28 protein-coding genes and 1 tRNA gene are annotated in these 26708 nt (G+C 64.3%); 23 read left to right on the plus strand and 6 right to left on the minus strand.

Annotated elements, in window-relative coordinates:
- The first annotated feature begins 5 nt into the window (after nt 1–5).
- The 11 genes from AC1D0O_RS05580 to AC1D0O_RS05630 all read left to right on the plus strand — a co-directional run bounded on the left by AC1D0O_RS05580 (nt 6) and on the right by AC1D0O_RS05630 (nt 12827).
- The gene (locus AC1D0O_RS05580) at nt 6–623 is read left to right on the plus strand and encodes a TorD/DmsD family molecular chaperone (RefSeq protein WP_477652546.1); all 618 of its coding nucleotides are present in this window, start codon (nt 6–8) and stop codon (nt 621–623) included.
- A 199-nt stretch (nt 624–822) separates the two neighbouring features.
- Entirely contained in the window at nt 823–1029 is a 207-nt protein-coding gene (locus AC1D0O_RS05585) for a hypothetical protein (protein ID WP_007873617.1), read from the plus strand.
- Between the two features lie 57 nt (nt 1030–1086).
- Complete coding sequence (locus AC1D0O_RS05590) at nt 1087–4062, plus strand: formate dehydrogenase subunit alpha (protein ID WP_477652547.1); 2976 nt, start codon at nt 1087–1089, stop codon at nt 4060–4062.
- Between the two features lie 12 nt (nt 4063–4074).
- A complete protein-coding gene (fdh3B, locus tag AC1D0O_RS05595; RefSeq protein ID WP_477652548.1) occupies nt 4075–4695 on the plus strand; it encodes a formate dehydrogenase FDH3 subunit beta in 621 nt (206 codons plus the stop codon).
- Nucleotides 4692–4922: a hypothetical protein gene (locus AC1D0O_RS05600; protein WP_477652549.1), complete on the plus strand. Its 231-nt coding sequence runs from the start codon at nt 4692–4694 to the stop codon at nt 4920–4922. The genes fdh3B and AC1D0O_RS05600 overlap by 4 nt, the downstream gene beginning before the upstream one ends.
- Nucleotides 4923–4936: 14 nt before the next feature.
- Nucleotides 4937–6124, plus strand: coding sequence for a formate dehydrogenase subunit gamma (locus AC1D0O_RS05605; protein ID WP_477652550.1), 1188 nt, complete (start codon nt 4937–4939; stop codon nt 6122–6124).
- 13 nt (nt 6125–6137) lie between these two features.
- Complete coding sequence (locus tag AC1D0O_RS05610) at nt 6138–6524, plus strand: hypothetical protein (RefSeq protein ID WP_477652551.1); 387 nt, start codon at nt 6138–6140, stop codon at nt 6522–6524.
- Between the two features lie 65 nt (nt 6525–6589).
- Complete coding sequence (locus AC1D0O_RS05615; RefSeq protein WP_477652552.1) at nt 6590–7480, plus strand: formate dehydrogenase accessory sulfurtransferase FdhD; 891 nt, start codon at nt 6590–6592, stop codon at nt 7478–7480.
- Entirely contained in the window at nt 7477–9012 is a 1536-nt protein-coding gene (locus AC1D0O_RS05620; RefSeq protein ID WP_477652553.1) for a C13 family peptidase, read from the plus strand. The genes AC1D0O_RS05615 and AC1D0O_RS05620 overlap by 4 nt, the downstream gene beginning before the upstream one ends.
- Before the next feature lie 69 nt (nt 9013–9081).
- The gene (locus AC1D0O_RS05625) at nt 9082–11643 is read left to right on the plus strand and encodes an ABC transporter permease (protein ID WP_477652554.1); all 2562 of its coding nucleotides are present in this window, start codon (nt 9082–9084) and stop codon (nt 11641–11643) included.
- Between the two features lie 752 nt (nt 11644–12395).
- The gene (locus AC1D0O_RS05630; protein ID WP_477652555.1) at nt 12396–12827 is read left to right on the plus strand and encodes a group II truncated hemoglobin; all 432 of its coding nucleotides are present in this window, start codon (nt 12396–12398) and stop codon (nt 12825–12827) included.
- Between the two features lie 31 nt (nt 12828–12858).
- Here AC1D0O_RS05630 and AC1D0O_RS05635 read toward each other — a convergent pair whose 3' ends face one another.
- Genes AC1D0O_RS05635 through radC form a run of 3 tightly spaced genes read right to left on the minus strand, consistent with a single transcriptional unit; the run spans nt 12859 to nt 15389 of the window.
- Nucleotides 12859–14013, minus strand: coding sequence for a hypothetical protein (locus AC1D0O_RS05635; protein ID WP_477652556.1), 1155 nt, complete (start codon nt 14011–14013; stop codon nt 12859–12861).
- 32 nt (nt 14014–14045) lie between these two features.
- Nucleotides 14046–14702 (minus strand): Smr/MutS family protein, encoded by a 657-nt coding sequence (locus AC1D0O_RS05640; RefSeq protein ID WP_477652557.1) that lies wholly within the window; start codon nt 14700–14702, stop codon nt 14046–14048.
- Nucleotides 14703–14711: 9 nt separating this feature from the next.
- Nucleotides 14712–15389, minus strand: a complete 678-nt coding sequence (gene radC, locus AC1D0O_RS05645) for a RadC family protein (RefSeq protein ID WP_477652558.1) — start codon at nt 15387–15389, stop codon at nt 14712–14714.
- A 163-nt stretch (nt 15390–15552) separates the two neighbouring features.
- Between radC and AC1D0O_RS05650 the strand changes: the two genes are divergently transcribed.
- The 8 genes from AC1D0O_RS05650 to AC1D0O_RS05685 all read left to right on the plus strand — a co-directional run bounded on the left by AC1D0O_RS05650 (nt 15553) and on the right by AC1D0O_RS05685 (nt 21028).
- The gene (locus AC1D0O_RS05650; protein WP_477652559.1) at nt 15553–16044 is read left to right on the plus strand and encodes an FKBP-type peptidyl-prolyl cis-trans isomerase; all 492 of its coding nucleotides are present in this window, start codon (nt 15553–15555) and stop codon (nt 16042–16044) included.
- On the plus strand, nt 16041–17042 hold the full coding sequence (gene ispH / locus AC1D0O_RS05655) for a 4-hydroxy-3-methylbut-2-enyl diphosphate reductase (RefSeq protein WP_477652560.1): 1002 nt from the start codon (nt 16041–16043) through the stop codon (nt 17040–17042). Before AC1D0O_RS05650 ends, ispH begins: the two co-directional genes overlap by 4 nt.
- A 12-nt stretch (nt 17043–17054) precedes the next feature.
- Complete coding sequence (locus AC1D0O_RS05660; RefSeq protein ID WP_477652561.1) at nt 17055–17996, plus strand: threonine/serine dehydratase; 942 nt, start codon at nt 17055–17057, stop codon at nt 17994–17996.
- 47 nt (nt 17997–18043) lie between these two features.
- Nucleotides 18044–19384, plus strand: a complete 1341-nt coding sequence (serS, locus tag AC1D0O_RS05665) for a serine--tRNA ligase (protein WP_477652562.1) — start codon at nt 18044–18046, stop codon at nt 19382–19384.
- A 35-nt stretch (nt 19385–19419) separates the two neighbouring features.
- A tRNA-Ser gene (locus AC1D0O_RS05670) sits at nt 19420–19507 on the plus strand.
- Nucleotides 19508–19693: 186 nt separating this feature from the next.
- Nucleotides 19694–20089, plus strand: coding sequence for a YkvA family protein (locus tag AC1D0O_RS05675; protein ID WP_477652563.1), 396 nt, complete (start codon nt 19694–19696; stop codon nt 20087–20089).
- Between the two features lie 125 nt (nt 20090–20214).
- On the plus strand, nt 20215–20496 hold the full coding sequence (locus AC1D0O_RS05680) for a YHYH domain-containing protein (protein WP_477652564.1): 282 nt from the start codon (nt 20215–20217) through the stop codon (nt 20494–20496).
- A gap of 4 nt (nt 20497–20500) precedes the next feature.
- Nucleotides 20501–21028, plus strand: a complete 528-nt coding sequence (locus tag AC1D0O_RS05685; protein WP_477652565.1) for a hypothetical protein — start codon at nt 20501–20503, stop codon at nt 21026–21028.
- A 118-nt stretch (nt 21029–21146) separates the two neighbouring features.
- Here AC1D0O_RS05685 and AC1D0O_RS05690 read toward each other — a convergent pair whose 3' ends face one another.
- Nucleotides 21147–22382, minus strand: a complete 1236-nt coding sequence (locus AC1D0O_RS05690) for an O-antigen ligase family protein (protein WP_477652566.1) — start codon at nt 22380–22382, stop codon at nt 21147–21149.
- Nucleotides 22383–22564: 182 nt separating this feature from the next.
- On the minus strand, nt 22565–23506 hold the full coding sequence (locus AC1D0O_RS05695; RefSeq protein ID WP_477652567.1) for a LysR substrate-binding domain-containing protein: 942 nt from the start codon (nt 23504–23506) through the stop codon (nt 22565–22567).
- Nucleotides 23507–23633: 127 nt separating this feature from the next.
- Between AC1D0O_RS05695 and AC1D0O_RS05700 the strand changes: the two genes are divergently transcribed.
- The 4 genes from AC1D0O_RS05700 (at nt 23634) to AC1D0O_RS05715 (ending at nt 26498) form a co-directional block, all read left to right on the plus strand.
- A complete protein-coding gene (locus tag AC1D0O_RS05700; RefSeq protein ID WP_477652568.1) occupies nt 23634–24416 on the plus strand; it encodes a maleate cis-trans isomerase family protein in 783 nt (260 codons plus the stop codon).
- 82 nt (nt 24417–24498) lie between these two features.
- Nucleotides 24499–25494: a Bug family tripartite tricarboxylate transporter substrate binding protein gene (locus tag AC1D0O_RS05705; protein WP_477652569.1), complete on the plus strand. Its 996-nt coding sequence runs from the start codon at nt 24499–24501 to the stop codon at nt 25492–25494.
- Nucleotides 25495–25720: 226 nt separating this feature from the next.
- Nucleotides 25721–26071, plus strand: a complete 351-nt coding sequence (locus AC1D0O_RS05710) for a hypothetical protein (protein ID WP_477652570.1) — start codon at nt 25721–25723, stop codon at nt 26069–26071.
- A 208-nt stretch (nt 26072–26279) separates the two neighbouring features.
- Entirely contained in the window at nt 26280–26498 is a 219-nt protein-coding gene (locus AC1D0O_RS05715) for a hypothetical protein (protein WP_477652571.1), read from the plus strand.
- A gap of 22 nt (nt 26499–26520) precedes the next feature.
- Here the strand turns inward: AC1D0O_RS05715 and AC1D0O_RS05720 are convergent, their stop codons facing one another.
- Nucleotides 26521–26694, minus strand: coding sequence for a hypothetical protein (locus AC1D0O_RS05720; RefSeq protein ID WP_477652572.1), 174 nt, complete (start codon nt 26692–26694; stop codon nt 26521–26523).
- Nucleotides 26695–26708 lie beyond the last annotated feature (14 nt).

Consider the following 26708-nt stretch of genomic DNA (forward strand, 5'->3'; position numbering starts at 1 on the left):
CCGCCATGACACCCGCCTCTCTCACCGCCTCCGCCCTGGACGAAGAAACCGCGCGCGCCGAGGTCTACGGCCTGCTGGCCGCGCTGTACTACGCCGCGCCATCGGCCGAACTCTATGAAAACCTGCGCGTCGCCGTGACGGCCGCGCCCGCCGAGGGCGCGATGCTGGAAGGCCCCTGGGGCGAGCTGGTGGCGGCGGCGCGCGCGCAAAGCCTGGAGGCCGTCACGCTAGAGCACGATGCGCTGTTCGGCGGCGTGGGCAAGCCCGAGGTGTACCTCTTTGGTTCTCATTACCTCAGCGGCTTCCTCAACGAAAAACCGCTGGCCGCGCTGCGCACCGAGCTCGCGGCGCTGGGCCTGGCGCGCGACGAAGCCATGCCCGAAACCGAAGACCATGTGGCCTATCTTTGCGAAGTCATGCGCTACCTGATCGCCGGCGACGACGTGGCCGTGGCCAACCTCACGCGTCAGCGCGAGTTTTTCGCGCGGCACCTGCAGCCCTGGCTGCCGCTGATGTGCGAGGCAGTCGCACAACACCCCAAGGCGCGTTTTTACGCGGCGCTGGCGACCTTCACGCAAGCCTTCATGAGCGTGGAGGCGCAGGGCTTCGACATGCTGGCCTGAGGGGTGGGTGAAGTTTTCTCAAATTGAGACCGCCTGCGGAAGGCCGCGCCACGCGGGCGCGCGGCGATCATAAGAGGGCCTATCGTTTTCCCTAGCCCCCCGGATTGAGTCGGGCAATCCATTGTGAAGCAGAGCCCTCTGACGTACAGTACTATGCAAACGGTTACATACCGAGCAAGCCTTCCCCTTGGAGAACACCATGCAGGACAGCCAGCCAAAACCCTCGCGACGGGGATTCTTTTTCGGCGCCGCCGCCACCGGTGCGGCCGCAGCAGCCGTCGTGGCCCTGCCCGGTGCGCCTGCCCTCCAGGCCGAACTCCCCGCGCCCAAGCCCGCTCCTGAAAAAGGCGGCGGCTACAGCCTCTCGGAACACGTCAAGCGCTATTACAAGACCACCCGCGTCTAGCCCGCTCGTCCGTCCGCTCTCGCCCGGCCCCGCTTTCACTTTTCCACGGAGAGCTTCATGCTGCTCACGAAAAAATCCTCCGAAGTCCATCCCGCGCACCGAGCCGGTTCCGCGCGTTTTGCGCAGAGCCTGTCGCGGGGCCTGTCCAATGCCTTGCCCACCATGGACCGCCGCGCCTTCCTGCGCCGCTCCGGCCTGGGTGTCGGCGTGGGCCTGGCCGCGACGCAGCTGACCCTGGTCAAAAAAGCCGAGGCCGCCGCGCCCGGCGCCACAGCGGACGGCACCGGCAAGATCGAAGTCAAGCGCACGGTGTGCAGCCACTGCTCGGTCGGCTGCGCGGTCGACGCGGTGGTGGAGAACGGCATCTGGGTACGCCAGGAGCCGGTGTTCGATTCGCCCATCAACCTCGGCGCGCACTGTGCCAAGGGCGCCGCATTGCGTGAGCACGGCCACGGCGAGTATCGCCTGCGCTACCCGATGAAACTCGTGAACGGCAAGTACGAGCGCATCAGCTGGGACACGGCCCTCAATGAAATCAGCGCCAAGCTGCTCGAGTTGCGCAAGGACAGCGGTCCCGATTCGGTGTACTGGGTGGGCTCCTCCAAGCACAGCAACGAGCAGTCCTACCTGCTGCGCAAGTTCGTGAGCTTCTGGGGCAGCAACAACTGCGACCACCAGGCCCGCATCTGCCACTCGACCACGGTCGCCGGCGTTGCCAACACCTGGGGCTACGGCGCCATGACCAATTCCTACAACGACATGCAGAACAGCAAGTGCGCGTTGTACATAGGCTCCAATGCCGCCGAAGCCCATCCGGTCAGCATGCTGCACATGCTGCATTCCAAGGAAACCGGCTGCAAGCTGATCGTGGTGGACCCGCGCTTCACACGCACGGCGGCCAAGGCCGACGAGTACGTGCGTATCCGCTCGGGCTCCGATATTCCCTTCCTCTTCGGCGTGCTGTATCACGTCTTCAAGAACGGCTGGGAAGACAAGAAATACATCAACGACCGTGTTTACGGCATGGACAAGGTCAAGGCCGACGTGATGGCCAAGTGGACGCCCGACAAGGTGCTCGAAGCCTGCGGCGTGGACGAAGCCACCACGCTCAAGGTGGCCACCATGATGAGCCAGAACCGTCCCAGCACGATTGTCTGGTGCATGGGCCAGACGCAGCACACCACGGGCAACGCCATCGTGCGCGCCTCCTGCATCCTGCAACTGGCGCTGGGCAATATCGGCAAGTCCGGCGGCGGCGCGAATATTTTCCGCGGCCACGACAACGTGCAGGGCGCGACGGACGTCGGCCCCAACCCCGACTCGCTGCCCGGCTACTACGGCCTCGCCGAAGGCTCGTGGAAGCACTTCGCCAAAACCTGGGGCGTGGACTTCGACTGGATCAAGGGCCGCTACGCTTCGGCCGCCATGATGGGCAAGCCCGGCATCACGGTCTCACGCTGGATAGACGGCGTGCTCGAGAAAAACGAACTCATAGACCAGGACTCCAACCTGCGCGGTGTCTTCTTCTGGGGCCATGCGCCCAACTCGCAGACCCGCGGCCTCGAGATGAAGCGGGCCATGGACAAGCTGGACCTGCTGGTCGTGGTGGACCCTTATCCTTCTGCCACGGCAGCCATGGCCGCCATGCCCGGCAAGGCCGAAGACCAGAACCCCAAGCGCGCGGTCTACCTGTTGCCGGCCGCGACCCAATTTGAAACCAGCGGCTCCGTCACTGCGTCGAACCGTTCCATCCAGTGGCGTGAAAAAGTCATAGAGCCGCTATGGGAAAGCCGCAGCGACCATATGATCATGCACCAGTTCGCCGAAAAACTCGGCTTCGCCAAGGAGCTGTCGAAGAACTACAAGATGCAGAAGGTCAAGGGCATGGACGAGCCCGTGCCGGACGACATCCTGCGCGAAATCAACAAGTGCGTCTGGACCATTGGCTACACCGGCCAGAGCCCCGAGCGCCTGCAGGCGCACATGCGCAACATGCACCTGTTCGACGTCAAGACACTCAAGTCCAAAGGGGGCAAGGACAAGGTTACCGGCTACGACACCACGGGCGACTATTTCGGCCTGCCCTGGCCTTGCTGGGGCAACCCGGAGCTCAAGCATCCGGGCTCGCCCAATCTTTATGACACCTCCAAACACGTCATGGACGGCGGCGGGAACTTCCGCGCCAATTTCGGCGTTGAAAAGGACGGCGTCAACCTGCTGGCCGAAGACGGCTCGTATTCCCAAGGCGCCGAGATCACCACCGGTTACCCCGAGTTCGACCACCTGCTGCTCAAGAAACTCGGCTGGTGGGACGACCTGACCGATGCTGAAAAAACCGCGGCTGAGGGCAAGAACTGGAAGACCGATGCTTCCGGCGGCATCATCCGCGTCACCATGAAGCTCCATGGCTGCCATCCCTTCGGCAACGCCAAGGCGCGCGCGGTGGTCTGGAACTTTCCCGACGCGATTCCGCAGCACCGCGAGCCGCTGTACGGCAACCGTGCCGACCTGCAGGCCAAGTACCCGACGCATGACGACAAGAAAGCCTTCTGGCGCATGCCCACGCTGTACAAGACCATCCAGCAGAAAAACATCGCCGACAAGGTGCATGAGAAATTCCCGCTGGTCCTGACCTCGGGCCGCCTGGTCGAATACGAAGGCGGCGGGGAAGAAACCCGGTCCAACCCCTGGCTGGCCGAGTTGCAGCAGGAGGCCTTTGTGGAGATCAATCCCAAGACCGCTTCCGATCGCGGCATACGCAACGGCGAGCGCGTCTGGCTGGCCAGCCCGACGGGTGCGCGCCTCAATGTGCAGGCCATGGTGACCGAGCGCGTCGGCCCGGACACGGTATGGATGCCTTTCCACTTCTCGGGCCGCTGGCAGGGCGCCGACATGCTGGCCTACTACCCCAACGGGGCGGCGCCGGTGGTGCGCGGCGAGGCCGTGAACACCGCGACAACCTACGGTTATGACAGCGTCACGATGATGCAGGAAACCAAAACAACCGTCTGCAACATTGAACGTGCGGCATAAGAGGAGCAAGACATGGCAAGAATGAAATTTGTCTGTGACGCCGAGCGCTGCATCGAATGCAACGGCTGCGTCACCGCCTGCAAGAACGAGAACGAGGTCCCCTGGGGCGTCAACCGCCGCCGCGTGGTGACGCTCAATGACGGCGTTCCCGGCGAGAAATCGATTTCGGTGGCCTGCATGCACTGCAGCGACGCGCCCTGCATGGCCGTCTGTCCCGTCAACTGCTTTTACCGCACCGACGAAGGCGTGGTGCTGCATGACAAAGACATCTGCATAGGCTGCGGCTACTGCTCTTATGCCTGCCCCTTTGGCGCGCCGCAGTTCCCGGCGGCCGGCACCTTCGGCGTGCGCGGCAAGATGGACAAGTGCACCTTCTGCGCCGGCGGCCCCGAGGCCAATGGCAGCCAGGCCGAGTTTGAAAAATACGGCCGCAACCGCCTGGCCGAAGGCAAGCTGCCGGCCTGCGCCGAGATGTGTTCCACCAAAGCCCTGCTGGCCGGCGACGGCGACGTTGTCGCCGATATCTTCCGCAACCGCGTAGTGCAGCGCGGCAAGGGCGCCGAAGTCTGGGGCTGGGGTACAGCCTATGGATCCAAACAAGCGGGCCAGCCGCCCGCGGGAGCCAAATCATGAAGCGCCTCGCGATGCTGATTTGCTTGGCGGCCGCGCTGGCCGCTTGCGGCGAAAAACCGCAGACCCTGGGCGCCGCGCGAAACGACGGCGCGGCTTTCCAGGGCACCGGCAACGCCTTCGCGGCGCCCGGCTGGACCAAAGGCGACAAGACCAGCTGGGAGCAGGGCCTCAAGGCCCGCGCGCAGAACAACCAGAACGAATACACCAGGACGGGTACGTCGAAATAGCGACCGGAGGCCTTATGTTGTTTGTCCGACCCGTTCTTTTTCTGCTGGCGGCCGGCCTTGTCGGGCTGGTGGCCGCGCAGGCCCCAGCGCCGGCAGCCGCGCCCCAGTCCCCAGGTGTCGCCGCGCCCGCACCGGCTGCAGCGGGTGGCATCCAGGGCCAGAATATTTTTGAGGTCAAACCCGACGCCAGCGCCGACCCCAACTACGCAAAGCAGTCCAACGGCGAACGCGCCAAGGTGCAGCCCGGCAACAACGCGCCCCTATGGCGCCAGGTGGGCGAGGGCGTCACCGGCTATAGCAGCCTGCCCAAAAGCGAGGCGCCCGAAGCCGGCAACCTGATCCAGCCCTTTGTGCAATACCCCGGATCGCGCCTGACCAACGCCGGCGAGGCCTGGCGCCAGGTGCGCAACCACTGGATCATTCCCTACGGCGGTTCGCTGTTCCTGATCGTGCTGCTGGCGATCGCGATCTTTTACTTCAGCAAAGGCTCTATCAAAACCCACGGCGCCGACACCGGCCGCAAGATAGAGCGTTTCACGCCTTTCGAGCGCGCGGCGCACTGGTCCAATGCGATCGCGTTTTCCATCCTGGCCATTTCCGGCCTGGTGATGGCCTTCGGCAAGTTCTTCCTGTTGCCTGTCATAGGCGGCGCGCTCTTCGGCTGGCTGACCTGGACGCTCAAAACCATGCACAACTTCGCCGGCCCGCTGTTCGCGGTGTCGCTGGTGATCGTGTTTTTCACTTTCCTGCGCGACAACTGGCCGCAGAAAGGCGACCTTCGCTGGCTGGCCAAGGGCGGCGGGCTGATCAAGGGCGACGAGCCGCCTTCGAACCGCTTCAACGCGGGCGAAAAACTCATCTTCTGGGGCGGCGTGTTCTTCCTCGGCATCGTGGTCGTGTCCTCGGGTTTTGTGCTCGACAAGCTGTTGCCCGGCCTGGTCTATGAGCGCGCCACCATGCAGGTCGCGCACATGGTGCATGCCGTGGCCACGGTGCTCATGATGTGCATGTTCCTCGGCCACATCTACCTGGGCACCATCGGCATGCAGGGCGCCTACAAGGCCATGCGAACCGGTTATGTCGACGAGACCTGGGCCAGGGAGCACCACGAATACTGGTATGACGAGGTCAAGGCCGGCAACATCCCGGCCCAGCGCAGCACGCCGCCGGTGGATCCGCCGGGCCAGATCGCACAGGCATAGAAAGGACTCCACGATGAAAAAACTCCTGATCCTGGCCACGCTGGCCGCCGCGTCGGCCACGGTGCTGGCCAAGCTGCCGCCGTTGAGCGACGAGGCCAAGGCCAAAGCCGCCGAAACCGCCGCCAAAACCGCGTGGACCGGCAAGGTCGATGCCTACCAGCTGTGCAAGTCGCAGGACAAGGTGGCCGCCGCTTATTACAAATCCGCCAAGGCCGCCGGCAAGGAGACCAAACCGCCGGCGCCTGCGCCCGCCTGCGCTGACCCGGGCCCCTTTGCCTATACACCGCCGCAAGCCAAGCCGCTGGAAGCCGCGGGCGCGCACTCGCCGGCCGGCACCGCCGCCAGCCCGCCCAGCACCAAGCAACCCGATGCGGTCGGCAACCCCGCCAAGAAGTCCTGATCCCGCTCCTTCCCCAAAAAGCCGATCCCGCAAGGGGCCGGCTTTTTTTGTTGTAGTCTTGCCGCATGCCCGTTTCGACACCTTCCCTGCCGCGCCTGACCCATGCCCAGGCGCCCCTGACCTGCGAGGTTGAAGCCGTCAATGAATACGGCGAAACGCAGCGCATCTCCATCCCGGCCGAGCGCGCGCTCACGGTGTATGTCGACAAGCGCGAGCTCGTGACGCTGATGACGCTGGGCGCGCACCCTGAGCTGCTGGTGCTGGGCTATCTGCGCAACCAGCGCCTGGTCAAGGATGCGGCCGACATCGACTCCATCACCGTGGACTGGGATGTCGGCGCCGCGGCCGTCAAGACGCGCCACGGCATCGAAGACATTGAAGAAAAAACCGCCAGGCGTGTGGTCACCACGGGCTGCGGCCAGGGCAGCGTGTTCGGCGGCCTGATGGACGAGGTGGAGGGCATCGTGCTGCCTCGCGATGCGCGCATCAGCCAGGGCCAGCTTTACGCCCTGGTCAACACCATCAGGCTCAAGGAAACGACTTACAAATCCGCCGGCTCGGTGCACGCCTGCGCGCTGTTCGCGATGACGGCGGGTGATCCCGAGATGCTGTTGTTCGTGGAAGACGTGGGCCGCCACAACGCGATAGATACCATCGCCGGCTGGATGTCCATGCAGAACAACTCCTCTGTGAACGAGGCCGATAAAGTTTTTTACACGACCGGCCGCCTCACCAGCGAAATGGTCATCAAGTCCGCGCAGATGGGTGTGCCCATCGTGGTCTCGCGCAGCGGCATTACGCAGATGGGCCACCAGGTCGCGCAGGCCGTGGGCTTGTGCGCCATAGGCCGTGCCACCAACAAGCGCTTCGTCTGCTACGCCAACCCGCAGCGGCTCACGCTGCAGCCCGAACTTGCCGGCGCCAGGCCGGCCTCTTTTTCCACCGTGCCGACATGACCGCTACCGATACCGACGTCCAGCCCACGCTTCCCGGAATTCCCGAAGCCTTGACTATGCACGGCAAGCCGGGCGCCGGCCTCTCGCTGCTGCGCTGGGTGGGCGAGGGCCTGCGTGCGGGCGTGTTCTTGAAACCTCGCGTGGCGGGGAGCGCACCCACGCCGCTGCAGGTGCTGATCCTGACGGTGCTGGTGCTTGGCCTTGAACTGGCGCTGGCCCGCCTGGAAGTGGCCGGCCCCGCGCGCCTGGACCTGCAGGCCTGGCTGTCGGGCTGGTGGACCGCGGGCGTGTTCCTGGGCCTGGCCTGGTGGGCGCTTCCCGCCCTGGACACCGCGCCGGCCGCCGGCCCGGATGAACCCGCCAAAAGTCTGAGGGGCATCGCCGCCTGCTTCGTCCTGTGGCTGCTCTCCTCGCTTCCTGCGACGCTGCTGTACCAGGGGGTCATCGCTGCCTTCGCCCAGGGTTGGGTCAAGAGTTCGGTGTTCTCGTCGCCCTGGATTTACTGGGGTTTTTACGGCCTGTTCATCACCTGGGGTGTGGGCACGGCCGTCGTGCTGGTCTGGCGCTTTGCCGGGCCGGGCTGGCGCACGGCGATGTTCGCGCTGGTGCTGGTAGTCTGCAGCGGCCTGATGGCCTGGCAATTCGAGGTCCGCACCTGGCAGCAAGACTACGCCGCGCGCGGCGATGCCGACGACGGGCCCCGGCTGCAGCTGAGCCAGCAGACCTTCGAGGTGCAGCAGGCGCTCTGGGAAAAGACCATGGCCGCCATCGCGCATGAGCGCCCCGGCGTCACCGACGTGTACGCCCTGGTGTTCGCCCCCTATGCCTCGGAAGACGTGTTCCTGCGCGAGAGCACCCTGGTCAGCCGCGTGCTGGCCGAGCGCTTTGACGCCGAAGGCCGCGTGGTGCACCTGGTCAACCACGCCACCACCACGCAAACCCACCCCTGGGCCACAGAGTTGAACCTGGAGCGCGCCATCGACGCGATTGCCCAGCGCATGGACCGCGAGAAGGACGTGCTGGTGGTCTATATGACCTCGCACGGCGCCAGCGACTTCAAGCTGGCCGCCTCCCACTGGCCGCTGGAAGTGCCGCCCGTGAGCCCCGCAGAATTGCGCGAGGCGCTCGACAGGTCGGGCGTGCGCAACCGCGTGATCGCGATTTCGGCCTGCTATTCCGGCGGCTGGGTCGACGCGCTGGCCGGCGACACCACCCTGGTCATGACGGCGGCCGATGCCACCCACACCTCCTACGGCTGCGGCCGCCGCTCCGAGCTCACCTTCTTCGGCCGTGCCCTGTTTGACGAGCAACTGCGCAAGACGCATTCCTTCGAGCAGGCTTTTGCCCGGGCCGTCCCGCTGATCAAGCAACGCGAGATTGACGCCGGCAAGGAAGACGGCTTTTCCAACCCGCAGATCCGGGTCGGCGCCGGCATCGCGCCGGTGCTGCGTGCGCTGGAAAAACGCCTGGACGCGCTGCCACCGGTGGCAGCTGGCGCGCCCGTGGCCGCCGCCAGCGCCGCCCGCCCCTGAGTGAGCGCATAACCCGGTTCCAAACCCGGCCATCGCCCAGGGCCGCGGACTTTGCGTTATGGTCGGCGCATGAACACCCTTTTCCTCAAGCTCGGCTGGAAAACCATGCTGCGCGACCTGCGCGCGGGTGAGCTGCGCCTGCTCATCGTGGCTGTCACCCTGGCCGTCGCGGCGCTGACGGCCGTCGGCTTTTTTGCCGATCGCCTCAAGGGCGGCCTGCAGCGCGATGCACGCCAGCTGCTGGGCGGCGACGCAGTGGTCCGCAGCGACGGCCAGACGCCGGCCGCGTTTATCGCGAAAGCCCAGGCGCTGGGCCTCAAGGGTATTTCCACCGTCACCTTTCCCACCATGGGACGCGCTACCGAAGCCGATGGCGGCGCCAGCAAGCTGGTGGCCTTCAAGGCCGTGCCCGGAGGCTATCCCCTGCGCGGCAGCATGAAGGTGGCCGGCAGCCCTGAGGAGCCCGGCGCCGACACAAGCGAGGTGCCCGCCCCCGGCACGGCTTGGGCCGATGCCTCGCTGCTCGACGCGCTGGGCCTCAAGCTGGGCCAGACGCTGCTGATGGGCGACGCCGGCTTCAAGCTCACGCGCATCATCGTGCAGGAACCGGATCGCGGCGCGGGTTTCATCAGCTTTTCCCCGCGCGTCATGGTCAATGAGGCCGACGTCAAAGCCACCAACCTGATCCAGCCCGCCAGCCGCACCAATTACCGCTTTGCCGTCGCCGGCGACGACAAGGCGGTGAAGGCCTATGTCAAATGGGCCGACGCTGAAATCAAGAAACCCTTTGAACAGTCGGGCGTGCGTGGCGTGCGCCTGGAGTCGCTCGAGTCGGGCAGCCCCGAGATGCGGCAGACGCTGGACCGCGCCGAGAAATTCCTCAACCTCGTCGCGCTGCTCGCGGCCCTGCTGAGTGCGGTGGCGGTGGCGATTGTGGCGCGCGGCTTCGCCGCCAAGCACCTGGACGACTGCGCCATGCTGCGCGTGCTCGGCCAGCCGCAGCGCACCATCGCGCTGGCTTATACGTTTGAGTTCGTGCTGGCGGGCCTGTTTGCCAGCGCGCTCGGCGTGGTCCTGGGTTTTGCCGTGCATTACGGTTTTGTGCTGCTGCTGGCCGGCCTGGTCGAAACCGCGCTGCCGGCCGCCACCTTCTGGCCCGTGCTGTTCGGCATGGGCATGGGCCTCACGCTGCTGCTGGCTTTCGGCCTGCCGCCCGTGCTGCAGCTGGCCCAGGTGCCGCCGCTGCGCGTGATCCGCCGCGATGTCGGCAACCTGAAACCCGCTTCGCTGGCCGTGCTGGGCGTGGGCATGGCCGGTTTCGCGGCCTTGCTGGTGGCCGCCAGCAGCGACCTGAAGCTGGGCCTGATCGCCGTGGGCGGCTTTGCCGGCGCGGTGCTGGTGTTCGCCGTGGCGAGTTTTGCCGCCGTCAAGCTGCTGCGCGCCAGCGTGCATGAGACGACCGCGCCGCGCTGGCTGGTGCTGGCCACGCGCCAGCTGTCGGCCCGTCCGGTGTACGCCGTGGTGCAGACCAGCGCGCTGGCCGTCGGCCTGCTGGCGCTGATGCTGCTGGTGCTGCTGCGCACCGACCTCATCAGCAGCTGGCGTAAGGCCACGCCGCCCGATGCGCCCAACCGCTTTGTCATCAACGTGCAGCCCGAGCAGGGCGAGGCCTTCCAACAGGCGCTGCGTGACGGCGGCGTGAAAAAATTCGACTGGTACCCCATGATCCGCGGCCGCCTGGTGGCGGTGAACGGCAAGCCCGTCACGCCCGACGATTTTGAAGACGACCGCGCCAAGCGCCTGGTCGACCGCGAGTTCAACCTCTCCAACAGCGCTGAGATGCCTTCGCACAACCAGGCCAGTGCCGGGCGCTGGACACCTGGCGAAAAAGACGCCGTCAGCGTCGAGGACGGCCTGGCCAAGACCCTGGGCCTCAAGCTAGGCGACACCCTGCGCTTTGACATAGGCGGGCAGACCAGCGAGGCCAAAATCACCAGCCTGCGCAAGGTCGACTGGGGCTCGATGCGCGTCAACTTTTTTGTGATGTACACGGTGGCGAAATTGCCCGCCGACGTACCGGTGTCCTTCATCAGTGCCTTCCGCGCGCCCGAGCCCGTTGCTGCCGGTCCCGGCCAGCCGCGCCCGCAGAGCTTTGACAACACTTTGGTCAAAGCCTTTCCCAACATCACCAACGTCGACATGAGCAGCACGCTGGCCCAGGTGCAGCGCGTGTTGGACCAGGTGATACGCGCGGTGGAATTTTTGTTCGGCTTCACGCTCGCGGCCGGCCTGGTCGTGCTGTTCGCCGCCATCACCGCCACCCGCGAAGAACGCGCCCGAGAGTTCGCCATCATGCGTGCGGTGGGGGCGCGGGCCTCCTTGCTGCGGCAGGTGCAGCGGGCCGAGCTGGCGGGGGTCGGTTTACTGGCTGGATTTTTGGCTTCCATCGTCGCGCTGGCTGTGGGATGGGGGTTGGCGCGGTTTGTGTTTGATTTCAGCTGGACGGGGTCTTGGACTGTGCCTTTGATGGGTAGCCTGGCTGGGGCTGTATTGGCTTTGGCTGCTGGGTGGTGGGGGCTACGGTCTGTTTTGAATACGCCTGTTGTGGAGACTTTGCGGAAGGCTCAATAGAGGCCGGTCTTGCTCCGGCGGTGTGCGCTTTTCTGAGTGTTGCTGGCCGGGGGTAGCCCGGCGGCTACTCACTTTTAGCGAAACCCGCAAAGCGGGTTTTCTTTTGTTCGCCAAAAGGCGCGCTACGCGCGCGGGGTTTGCTCACTTCGCGCAGCGAAGTTACGCAAACACCAAAAGTAAGCAAAAGAAAAGGCGACCCTGGTTGCTGCGTCCCTTCGCTTCGCTATGGGCAACCTGCGGTGCTCGGTCCAGACGGGGTCTCGCTAAACTCGCTACGCTGCGCTTCGCTCAAACAACGCGATCCCTGATCCGTCTGGCCCTGCGCTCCTCGGCGCATCCACAAGGGGTGGGGAAGGAATACCGAATACCTGAAGAAACAAGGACTCGCCACGGCGAGTCCTTGTTTGTCTTGGTTGTTTCTTTGTCTTTTGTCCCCGCTCCCGCATGCCCCGTCCTGGCTGGGCCGAGGAGCGCAGAGACAAGCGGATCAGGGCTGGCGTTGTTTGAGCCGAAGGCGAGTTTAGCCAGACCCCGCTTGGCTCGAGCACCGCAGGTTGCCCGAAGCGAAGCGTAGGGACCCAGACTGCGGGTCGCCTTTTCTTTGCTTACTTTCTTTTGGCGAAGCAAAAGAAAGTGAGTTGCTGCCGGCAACCCCGGCCAGCAAGATCAAGAGAAGGGCACACCGTCGGAACAAGAACAAGCCCATTAACCCTCTCAACCAATGCAACCACCCAACATTCGATAATCCACGTATGCAGATAGAAGAACGCCCCCCCGGAACCCCCCCATTCGAAACCCCCTACGCCTGGATAGGCGGCGAGGAGCGCGTCAAGGCCCTGGTTGAGCGCTTCTATGATTTGATGGACCTGGAACCGGGCTACAAAGCCCTGCGCGCCGCGCACGGCAGCACACTCGACAATGCCAGGCAACGCCTGTTCTGGTTTTTGTGCGGCTGGCTGGGCGGGCCGCAGTACTACACCGACCGCTTCGGCCATCCGCGCCTGCGCATGCGCCACATGCCGCAGCAGACCGGCGGCGGCTCCATCGGGATTGCCGAACGCGACCAGTGGCTGGCCTGCATGGACCAGGCCATGCGCGAGACCGGGGTCGATGAAGGCTTGCGCACGCGGCTGAATGCATCGTTTTTCCAGACGGCGGACTGGATGCGCAACCGGGGCGAGTGACGCTTTTTGAGTCAGGCCCGACGCGTGAGCGCTATTTCTCCACGGGCCTGGAGCATTCCGATGCGCAGGGGAGCAAGCCCAAAGTTCGCTTGATTCCTACAGCGCCGATGTAGTCCGATTTGAGCCCTCTTGTATAGGTGATGTGCATTTCCTCGCCATAGTGCGGCTGGTCGAAGTCCCAGGCCCAGTAGGTTCTATCGTTGGTGTCGAACAGGAAGAATTGCCCCGTGCCGGGCAGCGAGATGTTTTTGTTGAACTGCTTACCCAGCACCTTGCTTTGCTGCTCAAGCGTGCGCCTTAAGCGGTCGTGCGGCTGCCCTTGAACTACTTGGGGACTTTCCTGGTTGTCTCTTGCAGCTCTTTGCGCAGCCGGAACCACGGGCTCTTCCTCTCCCAGCCCCAGCAGGTTCCAGTAGATGTGCTGGTACGCGTAGCCTTCCCGTCCCAGTTTCCAGATACGCGCCGGCAGCCCGGTGTTATCAAAATCGCTCGCCTCGCCGTTGGGCCCGGAGAAAATGGAAAGGCCTGCCGGGCTAAAGTATTTGTGCGGCCATTCGACCTGAACAAATGGGGCATTGGTGCGGGGGTTGGCAATCTCGCTCGCCAGGGTTTTGCAGGCGGGGTGGCGACATTTTGTGATGGGCTGTAGACGGACTGTTGCGCTGCAGACAGTCCGCAAGTCATAGCCGTCTGAAGTGAGTTTCTCCAGGCGATGGACTACCAGACTTTCTAGGTCGCCCTCGTCCGCAACCAGGTAGTTCACACCTGCGTACCTGACAAAACGCGGGTCGCTCAAGATGCCAATATTACCCAGGTTTGCCTTCAGCCGCAGTTTGTCTGATGGTTGACGGGCTGACCTGTTGATTTCGTAGACCTCGGCATAGGCAAATCGCCCTGAGCCTTGAATATTCCAGACAAAAAGATCGTCCACGCCGTCGTTATCGGCATCCACCATCTGGCTTCCCTGCGAATATTCATTGAAACCCAGAATCTGAAGTTTTGCATCCTCAAGAATTGCGATCTCTGCCTTGGTCAAGGATCTGGCAGGACTGGCGAAGCGGCTGGCGGCTTTGGCGTCGACCAGACCCGCAAGCCCGGCGCACACCTCGTCAGCAGGAGTTGCCAACGCACTTGTGTTGAAGGACACAAGAAAACCCAAGGCGATAAAAATGGTTAACCAGCGCATTTGTCTTCTTTCTGTGTTCTCAATGACGTGGCTCAGCCCTGCGCCAGCAACACCACCAGCGCCCCGGCCCCACCCTCGGCCGGCCTGGCCTGCACAAAGGCCAGCACTTCCTGTTTCTGGATCAGCCAGCTTTGCACCTTGCCCTTGAGCACCGGCGTCTTGCCGGGCGAGCCCAGTCCTTTGCCGTGCACCACGCGCACGCAGCGCCAGCCCACCTTGTGGGCGTCCTTGATGAAAAGCGCCAGTGCTTCGCGCGCGTCTTCGCGGCGCAGGCCGTGCAGGTCGAGCTGGCCCTGGATGCTCCAGCCGCCGCGGCGCAGCTTGCGCACCACGTCGGGTCCCATGCCGGGCCGCCGGAAGCTCAGGGCCTCGTCGGTGTCCAGCAGGGTCTCGACGTCGAATTCGTCGGAGATCGCTTCGCGCATCACTGCGAGCTCGTCGCGCTGCTGCTGCACCGGGATGGGCGCGGCCTGTTGCAGCGGCAGCGCGGCCTTGTGGCCGGGCAGGTGTTTGGCGGGCAGGGCCTTGACGGCGCCGACCGCGCGCGAGAACAGTTCTTTTTCGGCCCTGGCTTTGGCCGCCGCGGCGGCTTTGGCGGCGGCGGCTTCTTTTTCAAGCCGGGCCCGGGTTTCGATCGCCCGCTTGACGGCCTTGAGGTCCTGCAGGCTTTTGAGGGCGGGCGCTTTCATGGCTCAACCTTACAGCAATCCCAGCTCAGCCATGGACACGGCCTGGGTGCTCGTCACCACGAAGTGGTCCAGCACGCGGATGTCCACCAGCGCCAGCGCCGACTTGAGGTTGCGCGTGAGCGCCTCGTCGGCGCGCGAGGGCTGGGCCGAGCCGCTGGGGTGGTTGTGGGCCAGCACCACGCTGGCGGCGTTCAGCGCCAGGGCGCGGATGACGACCTCGCGCGGGTAGACCGAGGTTTGTGTCAGCGTGCCGCGGAACAGCTCTTCGAGCGCGATCATCCGGTGCTGGCTGTCCAGGAACAGCATGGCGAACACCTCGTGCGTGCGGTTGCCGAGCTGCAGCTGCAGGTAGTCGCGCACCGCCTGGGGTGTGTCGAACACGGTTTTCTGGCTGAGGCTTTCGGCCAGCGCGCGGCGCGCCAGCTCCAGCACGGCGACCAGCTGCGTCCGCTTGGCCGCGCCGCCCAGGCCCTTGATGCGTTTGAGGCTTTCGGCCGTGGTGTGCAGCAGCCCGGCCACGCCGCCGAAGGTGTCCAGCAGCTCCTGGCCCATCTGCAGCACGTTTTTGCCGGGGATGCCGGTGCGCAGCAGCAGGGCCAGCAGTTCGGCGTCGCTGAGGGCGCCGGGGCCGCGCGCCAGCAGTTTTTCGCGGGGGCGGGTGTCTTGGGGCAGGTCTTTCAGGATCATGGGTCGATCTCTTCTTATGGGTTGGCGGGAGGGAGCCAAGGGACTCCTCCCGCAAAAAAGGCCAAAAAACCGGGTTTGGCCCGGCCGGGCCGTCCTTTCTACAATAGAGGCAGTTTACAAACACCGGCCCGCCGTTCCGGCCGGCCCCGAAAGCCCCCGTCTTATGCCCACCACCGTGGAACTCTCCGCCCCTCCTTTGGTCCAGCCGGGCTCTTTCCTGACCCTGCACTATCGCATGGCCGGGCCGTCCGTGAACGGGAAACCGGGCGCCGACATCATCAACACCTTTGAGGGCAAGCCTGCCACGCTGAGCCTGGGCACGGGCGAATTGTCACCGGCCATCGAGCAGCGCCTGCTGGGCCTGCCCGAGGGCGCTCGCGCCACGTTCGAGCTGCCGGCCGGCGAGGCCTTTGGCGAGCGCAACCCCGAACTCGTGCAGTGGGTGGCGCGCAAGCTGCTCAATGAGCTGGGCGACCCGGACGAGCAGTACAAGGTCGGCGATGTGGTGCAGTTCCCCACGCCCGACGGCATGGGCCAGTACGCCGGCGCGGTGCAACAGGTCAAACCCGGCGGCGACGCGGTGCAGTTCGACTTCAACCACCCGCTGGCCGGCCAGCCCGTGGTGTTTGAAGTGCAAGTGATTGGTGTCCTATGACTGAACCCAGGCAACTCCCCCAGGAAATCCTGCTCGCCGAGCCGCGCGGTTTTTGCGCCGGCGTCGACCGCGCGATCGAGATCGTCGAGCGCGCCCTGACCAAGTTCGGAGCCCCGATTTACGTGCGCCACGAGATCGTGCACAACACCTACGTCGTCAACGACCTCAAGCAAAAGGGCGCGATCTTCATTGAAGAACTCGACGACGTGCCGCCCGGCGCCACGCTGGTGTTCAGCGCCCATGGCGTGAGCCAGGCCATCCAGAAAGAGGCCGAGCGCCGCGGCTTCCAGATCTTCGACGCCACCTGCCCGCTGGTGACCAAGGTGCATGTCGAAGTCGCCAAGCTGCACAAAGAGGGTTACGAATTCATCATGATCGGCCACAAGGGCCACCCCGAAGTCGAAGGCACCATGGGCCAGCTCGACAGCGGCATCCACCTGGTGGAAGACGTGGCCGACGTCTGGCGCATCAGCCCCGGCCAGACGGAGCGCCTGGCGGTGGTCACGCAGACCACGCTGAGCGTGGACGACGCGGCCGAGATCAGCGCCGCCGTGAAGCAGCGCTTTCCACAGGTGCGCGAGCCCAAGCAGCAGGACATCTGCTACGCCACGCAGAACCGGCAGGACGCCGTCAAGGTGCTGAGCCCGCAGGTCGACATCCTGATCGTGGTCGGCAGCCCGACCAGTTCCAACAGCAACCGCCTGCGCGAACTCGCCGCCAAGCTGGGCACCGAGGCCTATATGGTCGACGACGCCAGCGAGCTCAAAGAGTCGTGGTTCGAGGGCAAGGGCCGGGTCGGCCTGACGGCCGGCGCCTCGGCGCCCGAGATCCTCGTCAAGCAGGTGATAGACCGCATCAAGGCGCTGGGCGCGGTGTCGGTGCGCAAGATGGACGGCATCGAGGAAACCATCAAGTTCCCGCTGCCCAAGGGCCTGAAGCTCGACGCGCAGGGCCATGTGCTCGAAATCAACGACAGCCAGCTTCACCAACTCACCTGATTCCCTTCCTTCATGACCGATCGCGACAACATCGAGCGCTGCCTGCGCACCTTCAAGGCCGGCTACGGCCATTTCATCCACCAGACCCCGTTGTGGCAATTGCCCGGCAAGGCGCTGGGCGTGGAATGCGCCGAAGTCTGGCTCAAGCTCGAGCACCTGCAGACAGGCGGCAGCTTCAAGGCGCGCGGCATGCTGAATCGCCTGCTGTCCAACCCCATCCCCGCCAGCGGCGTGATCGTCGCCTCGGGCGGCAATGCCGGCATCGCCACCGCGGCCGCGGCTCGTGAACTGGGCGTGCGCTGCGAGGTGTTTGTGCCCGAGGTCTCCACCCCCGCCAAACGCGCCAAGCTGGCCGCGCTGGGCGCCGAGGTCGTGGTGACGGGCGCGGCCTATGCCGATGCGCTCAAGGCCTGCCTGGCCCGCCAGCAGGAAACCGGTGCGCTGCTGACCCATGCCTACGACCAGCCTGAAGTGCTGGCCGGCGCCGGCACCCTGGCCGCGGAGATCGAGCAGCAGGGCGGCGTGCCCGACTCGGTGCTGGTCAGCGTGGGCGGCGGCGGCCTGATAGGCGGCGTGGCCGGCTGGTTTGAACAGCGCAGCCGCGTGGTGGCGCTGGAGCCCGAGCTCGCGCCCACCCTGTACAAGGCCCGCGAGGCCGGTGAACCGGTGGACGTGGCCGTCAGCGGCATCGCCGCCGATTCGCTGGGTGCCAAACGCATAGGCAGCCTTTCCTGGGAAGTCACGCAAGCCCATGTGCGCGACGCGCTGCTGCTGACCGACGAATCCATACGCGCGGCGCAGCTCTGGCTCTGGAAAGAGCTCAAGCTGGCCGTCGAGCCCGCCGCGGCCCTGCCGCTGGCCGCGCTGCAAAGCGGCCGCTACCGCCCGCGCGCCGACGAAAAAGTCTGCCTCATCCTCTGCGGCGCCAACCTGGACCCGGCCAGCCTGAACTGAGCCGAACGGGCCCTGTCCGCCGCAGCTGTACAAAATACAATGGCCCCATGCTAGACATCAACCTGCTCCGCAAAGACCTGCCGTCGGCCATCGCCCGGCTGGAAACCCGCAAAACCCCGCAAGCCTTCCTCAACGTGGAGGCCTTCCAGGGCCTGGAGGCCGAGCGCAAGGCCCTGCAGATCCGCACCGAGGAGCTGCAGAACCAGCGCAACACGCTGTCCAAGCAGATCGGCCAGCTCAAATCCAAAGGTGAAGACGCCAGCGCCGTGATGGCGCAGGTCAGCGCTTCCAAGGCCGAACTCGAAACCTCGGCTACCCGGCTGGAGCAGATCCAGGCCGACATGCAGTCCCTGTTGCTGGCCGTGCCCAACCTGCCGCACGAGAGCGTGCCCCAGGGCATCGGCGAGGCCGGCAACGTCGAAGTGCGCAAATGGAGCCCGATTGAAGGCCCCGGCGGTGAGCCCGCGGCCTTTGCCTTCGAAGTGAAAGACCACGTCGACGTCGGCCAGCCCCTGGGCCTGGACTTCGAACTCGGCACCAAGCTGACCGGCTCGCGTTTTACCGTCATGAAGGGCCCGCTGGCGCGCCTGCACCGCGCGCTCGCGCAGTTCATGCTCGACGTGCAGACCCAGGAGCACGGCTACACCGAGTGCTACACGCCCTACATCGTCAACGGCGATTCGCTGCGCGGCACCGGCCAGCTGCCCAAGTTCGAGGAAGACCTGTTCGCCGCGAAAAAGGGCGGGCAAGAGGGCGCGGCCGAAGCCGAAAGCACCGCCCTGTACCTGATCCCCACCTCGGAAGTGCCGCTGACCAACTTCGTGCGCGACGAGATCGTCGCCGAGTCCGACCTGCCGCTGCAGTTCACCGCCCACACGCCCTGCTTCCGCTCGGAAGCCGGCAGCTACGGCCGCGACACGCGCGGCATGATCCGCCAGCACCAGTTCGACAAGGTCGAGATGGTGCAAATCACCCACCCCGACAAAAGCTACGAAGCGCTGGAAGCCATGACCGGCCACGCCGAGGTGATTTTGCAAAAGCTGGGCTTGCCGTACCGCGTCATGCTGCTGTGCACCGGCGACATGGGCTTCGGCGCCGCCAAGACCTACGACCTCGAAGTCTGGCTGCCCGCGCAGAACACCTACCGCGAGATCAGCTCGGTCTCCAACTGCGAAGCCTTCCAGGCGCGCCGCCTGCAGGCCCGTTTCAAGAACGCCCAGGGCAAGAACGAATTCGTCCACACCCTCAACGGCTCAGGCCTCGCCGTAGGCCGAACCCTGGTCGCCGTGCTCGAGAACTACCAGCTCGCCGACGGTTCCGTCACCGTGCCGGAAGTGCTGCAGCCTTATATGGGTGGCATTAAGGTCTTGGCTCCGGCCGGAAAGTAGGCCGTCCACAGCTGTTAGAATCCCCATTCCACATTGGAGAGGTGGCAGAGTGGCCGAATGTACCTGACTCGAAATCAGGCGTACCGCAAGGTACCGTGGGTTCGAATCCCACCCTCTCCGCCAAAATTGCATCCAGAGAAATCCAGGTTGATCTGAGAAATGCCTTGAAAGCCCCGCTAGCCGGGGCTTTTTCGTTGCCGGCCGCTCTATTGACGCCTGAGTTTCGCTGCCAAACCAAACAGCCTTTCCCGAACTTAACGCGGAATCCCGTAAAAGGCATCACCCAAGCGCTGTGGCATGCTTGTGGGCATGGCCGTCGGCGACAAACTCAAGAGTTGGGCGAAGCGCATCAAGCGCGACGCGGTGACGCTCTGGTTTGCCGGCAGGCACCCGGCAACGCCCTGGTATGCGAAGGCGCTTGGCGTCTTTGTGGTGGCCTACGCGCTCAGTCCCATCGACCTCATTCCGGACTTCATCCCGGTGCTGGGCTACGTAGACGATGTCCTGCTGCTCCCTGCACTGATCTGGCTGGCCATCAGGCTCTTGCCGCCCGAGGTCGCCGCCGATTGCCGCAAGCAGGCCGATGAGTGGATGAAGACGCAGGGGGCCAAGCCGAGCAGCCGGGCCGGTGCATTCTTGATCGTGCTGGTTTGGATAGCAGCCGGGGCGGCCCTCTGGGTCTGGCTTGTTCAACCCCGGTTGTAGCCATCGTCTGATGGCTTTCCTGCATGCGCAAGGCTGGTATGTCGGCTCATTGCAGACTTCCTCCAATTAGAGGAGGCGCTTAGCGGGCCCACCTGTCACCATCTGCGGCAAAGGCTGGGATGTCTATGAAACTGTTCTGCGCGCTCGCGCTGCTATCGGCATGCGGGTTGGCTGCCGCTCACTCTGGCGGCACGGATGCGCAGGGGTGTCACACGAACCGCAAGACTGGTGATTACCATTGCCACGGCGGCAAGAAAACGGCTGCGGTGGCGCCGACAACTCCAACGCCGCCGGCCGCGGCACCAGTCGCCCCGGCAAAGGGCGGCGGGCCTACTTGCCATGTCGGCCCGCGCGGCGGGACGTACACGATTACCAAGAGCGGCCGCAAGAACTACGCAGGCTGCTGATGCGATGAACACTGCTCACGCCTGCCGTCTCCTGTCTCTCGCAATGTGCCTTGGCTGTCTGCTGGGCGTCACCGCTTGCGCGACTGCAACGCCGGAGAGCGGGGTTGAGTACTTCAAGCGCCGCGCCGGGGTGGACCTGACAGCTTATGAGCGAGACGTCGCGGTCTTTTTGGGATCCGCGAACAGGTTCAACGAACAGCCAAATCTATCGTCCGGAAAAATACGGTTGGCGTTGCTTTCCGTCTATCCGCCTGGAACACCCAAGGAAAAAATTTTTCCCAAAAATGAAATTCAATCGATCCGGATATACGAAGCACATCAGGTCTGGATGGGCGGCGGCAAGTACACCTCCCACGTTCGAGATGGCGCAACGCGCGAATTTGAAGCAGTGGTGGATAGTCCGCAGGACAAGTATTTTCGATTGGTGGACAACGTGATCTTCCTTGCCCCTTGGCGGCATCAGCTCAGCTTCGACTTCAGTGCTGAAAACACTCTTCTGGACATAGCAGTCCATCACTCGTCAGGGAAATAAGAGATAAAAATATCCCGGGCAGCCGGGTCGGCGCATTCCTGATCGTGCTGATGTGGACAGGCGCCGGTGCGGCCCTCTGGATCCGGCTTGTTCAACCCCGGTGTCCGAAGCCCGGCTTTTACGCGCCTTTGACTTTGGGGCTGGGGGCGTTGTCTGCTTCAGGTTGGTCGCCGGCGCCCTGCAAATGCGCAACCAGCAAGCCCCACAGGAAATAGGCGAATATGCCGGGATAGGGTTGCCTGAGTGTTACTTTGAAATTGCTGTCGACCAGCACCATGAAGGCCGTCAGGCCCGCCAACCACCAGATTTCAGCGGGCAGGGATTGCCGCTGTTGCCAGACCTTGCGCACGGTAAAGCCTATCAGTGCCACCACGGGCAGCAGCCCGATCAGGCCAAAGTTGTAGACGAGGTCGAGATACCAGTTGTGCGCACTGGTGATGACTTCCCGTGAAGGCGGCTTCGTATGGCCGAACAGCAAGGTGCGTGGGCTCTGCGCTATCCAGCCGCCGTACAGCTTCCAGTCATCGAGGCGCTGGGCCATGTTGCCCGGCAGTTTCCCCTCGGCCACGTCACGGAACTTTTGCACATAGGCATTGGCGTTGCCGAACCTGTCCGTGTCTCCCTTGACGTGGCCGTAGTACAGGCTGCCCAGGAATACCGCCGCCGCAATGCCGGCCGCCACCGATAGAAGGCCTGTCGCATGGCCGTGGGAGCGCTTCAAGATCGCCGTGCCGAAAAACAGCAGCATGAATCCCGCGTAAAGGCCAATGGCCAGGAAGGAGCCGCTGGCGAGTACATACATTCCCGTGATGGCCGCCAGGACGCGCATGAGGGCCTTTTGCCTGTCCCACTGGTGCACCATGACGAAGCCGAATGCCACGGCAAGAACGATGGGCACAAACTGGATGTGCTGGTAAATGCTGAATGCATATAAGTAGTTCGTAAGCATCAAGCCGCCTTGAACCCAGCCGGCAAGCAGTTGCAGGGGCAAAAGCACCAGCAGCACCCAAAGAAATGCTTTCGCAATCGCTTCGCGCTGCGCGCCCAGAAGCAGCCCGAGCATGAAGCCCATGGTGGGCAGCAGGGTCTGCGCGGCGTACAGGAGCTTTGCCGTTTTGCCATCCGGCGCCTCTCCCGCGAAGGCGAAAGACACGGCGATGGCGGCCATGAAGGAGGCTATGAAGATCATCGCCGGCCTGGCCGGTCCAAAGCGGCGCGCATGCGCAAAGATGCCCAGCAGGCAGGCCGCGATGGAAATCGGCAAGGGTAGCGACCCCAGGATTCCGCGCGAATCGTAAATCGGGTCCAGGTCCCGATAAATGCCGTGGGAGAGCTGGATAAACAGTGGAAACAAAAGCGTTACAGCGAGCAACCAGGTCCAGGCGGGGGATGTTTTTCGGATCATGGCCTATTGTTGCAGGACGTCGCGGCAATGCCCGGTGGCATCGGCTCCGCGTCTTCCGGCACGCTCTCACGCATCGCTTCCGCAGCCAAAAAAGCCCGGCACAAACCGTGCACTGAAGTTGGCAGCGCCCCTCAGCGCCCCACCCATGGCGGCAGACTACCGGCCCAGTCCACCAGCAGCTTGATGAACTCCGCCACCGCCGGCGCGGCGTCGTCGGTGCGCCAGAGCGCATACACATCGCCGTTGATCTCGGGCGCCTTGGCCTGCGATCCTTTGGCCCCGGTCCGCGTTGCGGGTCCAAGCCGGCAAATGCCGACGGCGTCGGCCCTGAGTTGCGCCATGGACGCGGGCACCAGCGCCACGCCGAGGCCGGCGGCCACGAGGTTCAGTGCTGCCGGCACCTCGACGACCTGCTGCGCGATCTTCGGCGCAAAGCCTGCCCACAGGCAGGCTTCGAAAAGGCGCGCGGCAAAAGGCGAGGAGTCCAGCCGCAAAAAAACAAAATCCTCGTCGCGCAGATCGGCAAGGCGGAGCGGGCGGCGTTGGGCCAGCCTGTGGCCGGGCGGCAGGGCCACGACCACCGGGTCGCGCCACAGCAGCGCGGCGCTGAGCTGGCTGTCCTTGAGCGGGTTGCGCGAGACGCAGAGGTCCAGCCGCCCGTCGCGCAGGGCCTGCAAATGGTCGGACGGTTTCATTTCGTGCAGCACGAGCTCGACGGCCGGCCGCTGCAAGCGGAACTGCTGGATGAACTGGGGAAAGGGCCCGAGAAAATGCGAGCCGGCCAGCCCCACCTGCACGCGTCCCTGCAGGCCGCTGGCGACGCGGGTCACGTGGCTGCGTGCTTCCTCCAGCCGCGCCAGCACGGCCTGCGCATGGGGCAAGAAAGCCTTGCCGGCCTCGCTGAGCACCACGCTGCGGCTGGTGCGGTGAAACAGCCTGGCCCCGAGCTCGGCTTCCAGGGCGGCGATCTGGAAACTCAAGGGTGGCTGCGACACATGCAGGCGATGGGCTGCGCGGGTAAAGCTCAGTTCTTCCGCGAGCACGGCGAAGTAACGGATCTGGCGCAGTTCCACGGGGGGCCTTTATGGTGAGTGGCGATCTATCTGGTTTCAGTATTGATCTATCCTGATTATGTATTTGTTTGTATGGATAAGAGCGCGAAGAATCGGGGCCTGAACCGTCACCAGGAAACACACACCCATGCAAGCCGCTGAAGGCCAGGCGCCAGACAACTACCGCAACTACCGGGTCGGGCTGATCGTGCCCAGCTCCAACACCACCATGGAAACCGAGATCCCGGCCATGCTGCGCGCGCGCGAGCAGGTGCTACCCGAGCGTTTCACTTTTCATTCCAGCCGCATGCGCATGAAGTCGGTGACGCGCGAGGAACTGGCGGCGATGGACCGCGACTCCGACCGCTGTGCGCTGGAGCTGTCGGATGCGCGCGTGGATGCCATGGGCTACGCCTGCCTGGTTGCCATCATGAGCATGGGCCTGGGCTACCACCGCGAGTCGCAGCGCCGCCTGCATGAGGTCACGGTGGCCAACGGCCTGCCCGCGCCGGTCATCACCAGCGCCGGCGCTTTGGTCGAGGGGCTGCAGGCCCTGGGCGCCAAGCGCGTGTCCATCATCGCGCCCTATATGAAACCGCTGACACGCATGGTGATCGACTACATCGAGAACGAAGGCATTGAAGTGATAGACAGCGTTTCGCTCGAAATCCACGACAACCTGGCCGTGGGCGCGCGCGACCCCAAGGCGCCGGCCGAGTTGTGGAAGCAGCTCAACGTCAAAGGCGCCGACGCCATCGTGGCCTCGGCCTGCGTGCAGATGCCCTCGCTGGCCTCGGTGCCGCTGATCGAGGCGGCCAGCGGCCTGCCCGTGGTGTCCAGCGCGGTCTGCACCACCTACGCGCTGCTGAAAAGCCTGGGACTGGAGCGGCGTGCGCCGAATGCCGGTACGCTGCTGTCGGGCCGCTATTAATTATTGTGAGTGACTGGCCGTTAGTCATTCACCATTCATCGCTATTCGTCGATATCCAATTATCACAACAAGGAGGCTGACCATGAACGCTTTTCCCCCAACATCCACCCTTCGCCGGCTGCTTGCCGTCACCAGTGCCACGCTGCTCGCGGGCCTTGTGAGCGGCGCCGCATGGGCCCAGGCCTATCCCAGCAAGCCCATCACGCTGGTGGTGCCCAACCCGCCGGGCGGCTTTGTCGACGCCTCGGCACGCATCCTCTCGGACTCGCTGGCCAAGGTCACCAGCCAGGCGGTAGTGGTAGACAACCGCGGCGGCGGTAGCGGCAACGTGGCCTACCAGTATGTGGCGCGCGCCAACCCCGACGGCTACACGCTGCTCAATTCCTACTCGGCCTACCACGTCGGCAATCCCGCCCTCACGCCCAAGCTGCCGTGGGCGCAAAAGGATTTCGTGCCGGTCGCGCTGATCACGGTGGCCACCAACGTGATCACGGTCCACCCGTCCATCCCGGTGAACAACCTGGGCGAGTTCATCACTTACCTCAAGGCCAATCCCGGCAAGCTCAGTTATGCGAGCCAGGGCAACGGCTCGCTCTCGCACATCGGCACCGAGATGTTCAAGCTGCAGACGCAGACCAGCATGGTGCACATTCCCTACCGCGGCTCCGGTCCGGCGCTGCAGGACGTGCTGTCGGGCCAGGTGCAGGTCTTCATCACCACGCCGCCTTCGGTGATGGGCCATGTGCAGACCGGCAAGCTCAAGGGCCTGGCCGTAGCTGGCAAAACCCGCCACCCCAGCCTGCCCGCCGTGCCGACCGCCACCGAAGCCGGCCTGAAGGGCTTCGAACTGGAAGCCTGGGTCGGTATCTTCGCCCCCGCGGGAACACCGGCCGACGTGGTGAGCAAACTCAGCGGCCAGATCAAGGCCGCCCTTGAATTGCCCGAAACCAAAACTCGCGCCGACGGCGCCGGCGTCGAACTGCGCTACCAGCCGCCCGCCGCGCTGGACGCCCTGGTCAAAAAAGAAACGGCCTTCTGGGCTAAAACCATCAAGACGGCGGGCATCAAGGCTGAGTGAGGTTCGGGCCGCGCCCCTGGGAGGGCGGTCGCCGGGAACCGGGCCGAGGCCCGGTTTTTTGTGCCTGGCGGTTTGGCTCTCTGCGCGCTCCAGGCGGCCAAAAAAAAGCCCGGGACAAACCGGGCGTGGAAGCTGGCAGGGCCAGCAAGGGAGGGAGCGGCTCATGACAAGCCGCGCTTTGAATATAGCTTCCCGGTTCTTCGGGCCTTGTAGGAGAATGCCGAAAATGCATCCCTTGATGGTTTCCAATCCCAACTCGGTGGTTGATGAGCTGATAGAGCGCATCGCGGCCATCGTGATGCGGACCTATGAGGTGGAGCAATTGCTGCCGCGGGGCAGCCAGGAGCGGCTTTCGCTGGCGGCCCATGAACTCATCAGCGCGATCTCGACGGACACCGGGCAGATCGATTTTTCCTGCGAACTGACGCTGGAAGCCGCGGAGCGCTGCAGCTCTTTTCTCGTCAAGGTGCAAGGCCAGGCCGCGTATGAAAGCCCGGTCTGGCGCATCAACGAGATCTATGAGGTGGTGGTGGATCCGCTGGACCGGGGGCCGACCGGGTTCGGCTCCCTGCAATAAGGAAACGAGCTCGCCGCAACTGCCGGCTTGTGCTCTCAATAGGTCTTAAGTACCAGCTTTCTCCTTGCCTTCTCTCTATTGTGTGTATCAGATGGGCCAATGAAGATGTTTTCCTACACGGCTTGCCGGGGCTCAAGGTCTAAAGTGGCTGTATAGGCACTGGCATCCTCGCAACGGCGAGGTGAACCGGAGCCGCCAAGGAAGAAAAATGCTCGCACTGCTTAAAGTGAAGCTCCAGCCATCGGGTGAATACATCCTCAAGGAAGCGGGTCAGGACATGACCTTTAACCAGACCATAGGCCCCGTCTCGGACGCGGGCCAGTTCTACAAGCGCGTCGCATCGCGCATCGCAGAGCTGTCGCGCGCCGGCATGCAGATCAAATACATAGACCATTCCGAAGAGGATTCGGGGCCCGGGGTGCTCTGAGCCCTTGCCGACCCGGCCATGTCTAGGCCAGGTCGAAATGCAGCAGCTTCACGGGATGAAGCTGCTCCTCGCTGAAGTTGGCCTTGTCCATGGCGGCTTTTTCGAGGTCTTCACGTCCCAGTTCCACCAGAACCACCTCGTTGTCATGGGTGCGCAGGTAAATGCGCAGCGTGATGTCCTTGGCTGACAGCAGCATCGGATGTCGTGCGG

The organism is Polaromonas sp. P1_F2, from assembly GCF_056405735.1.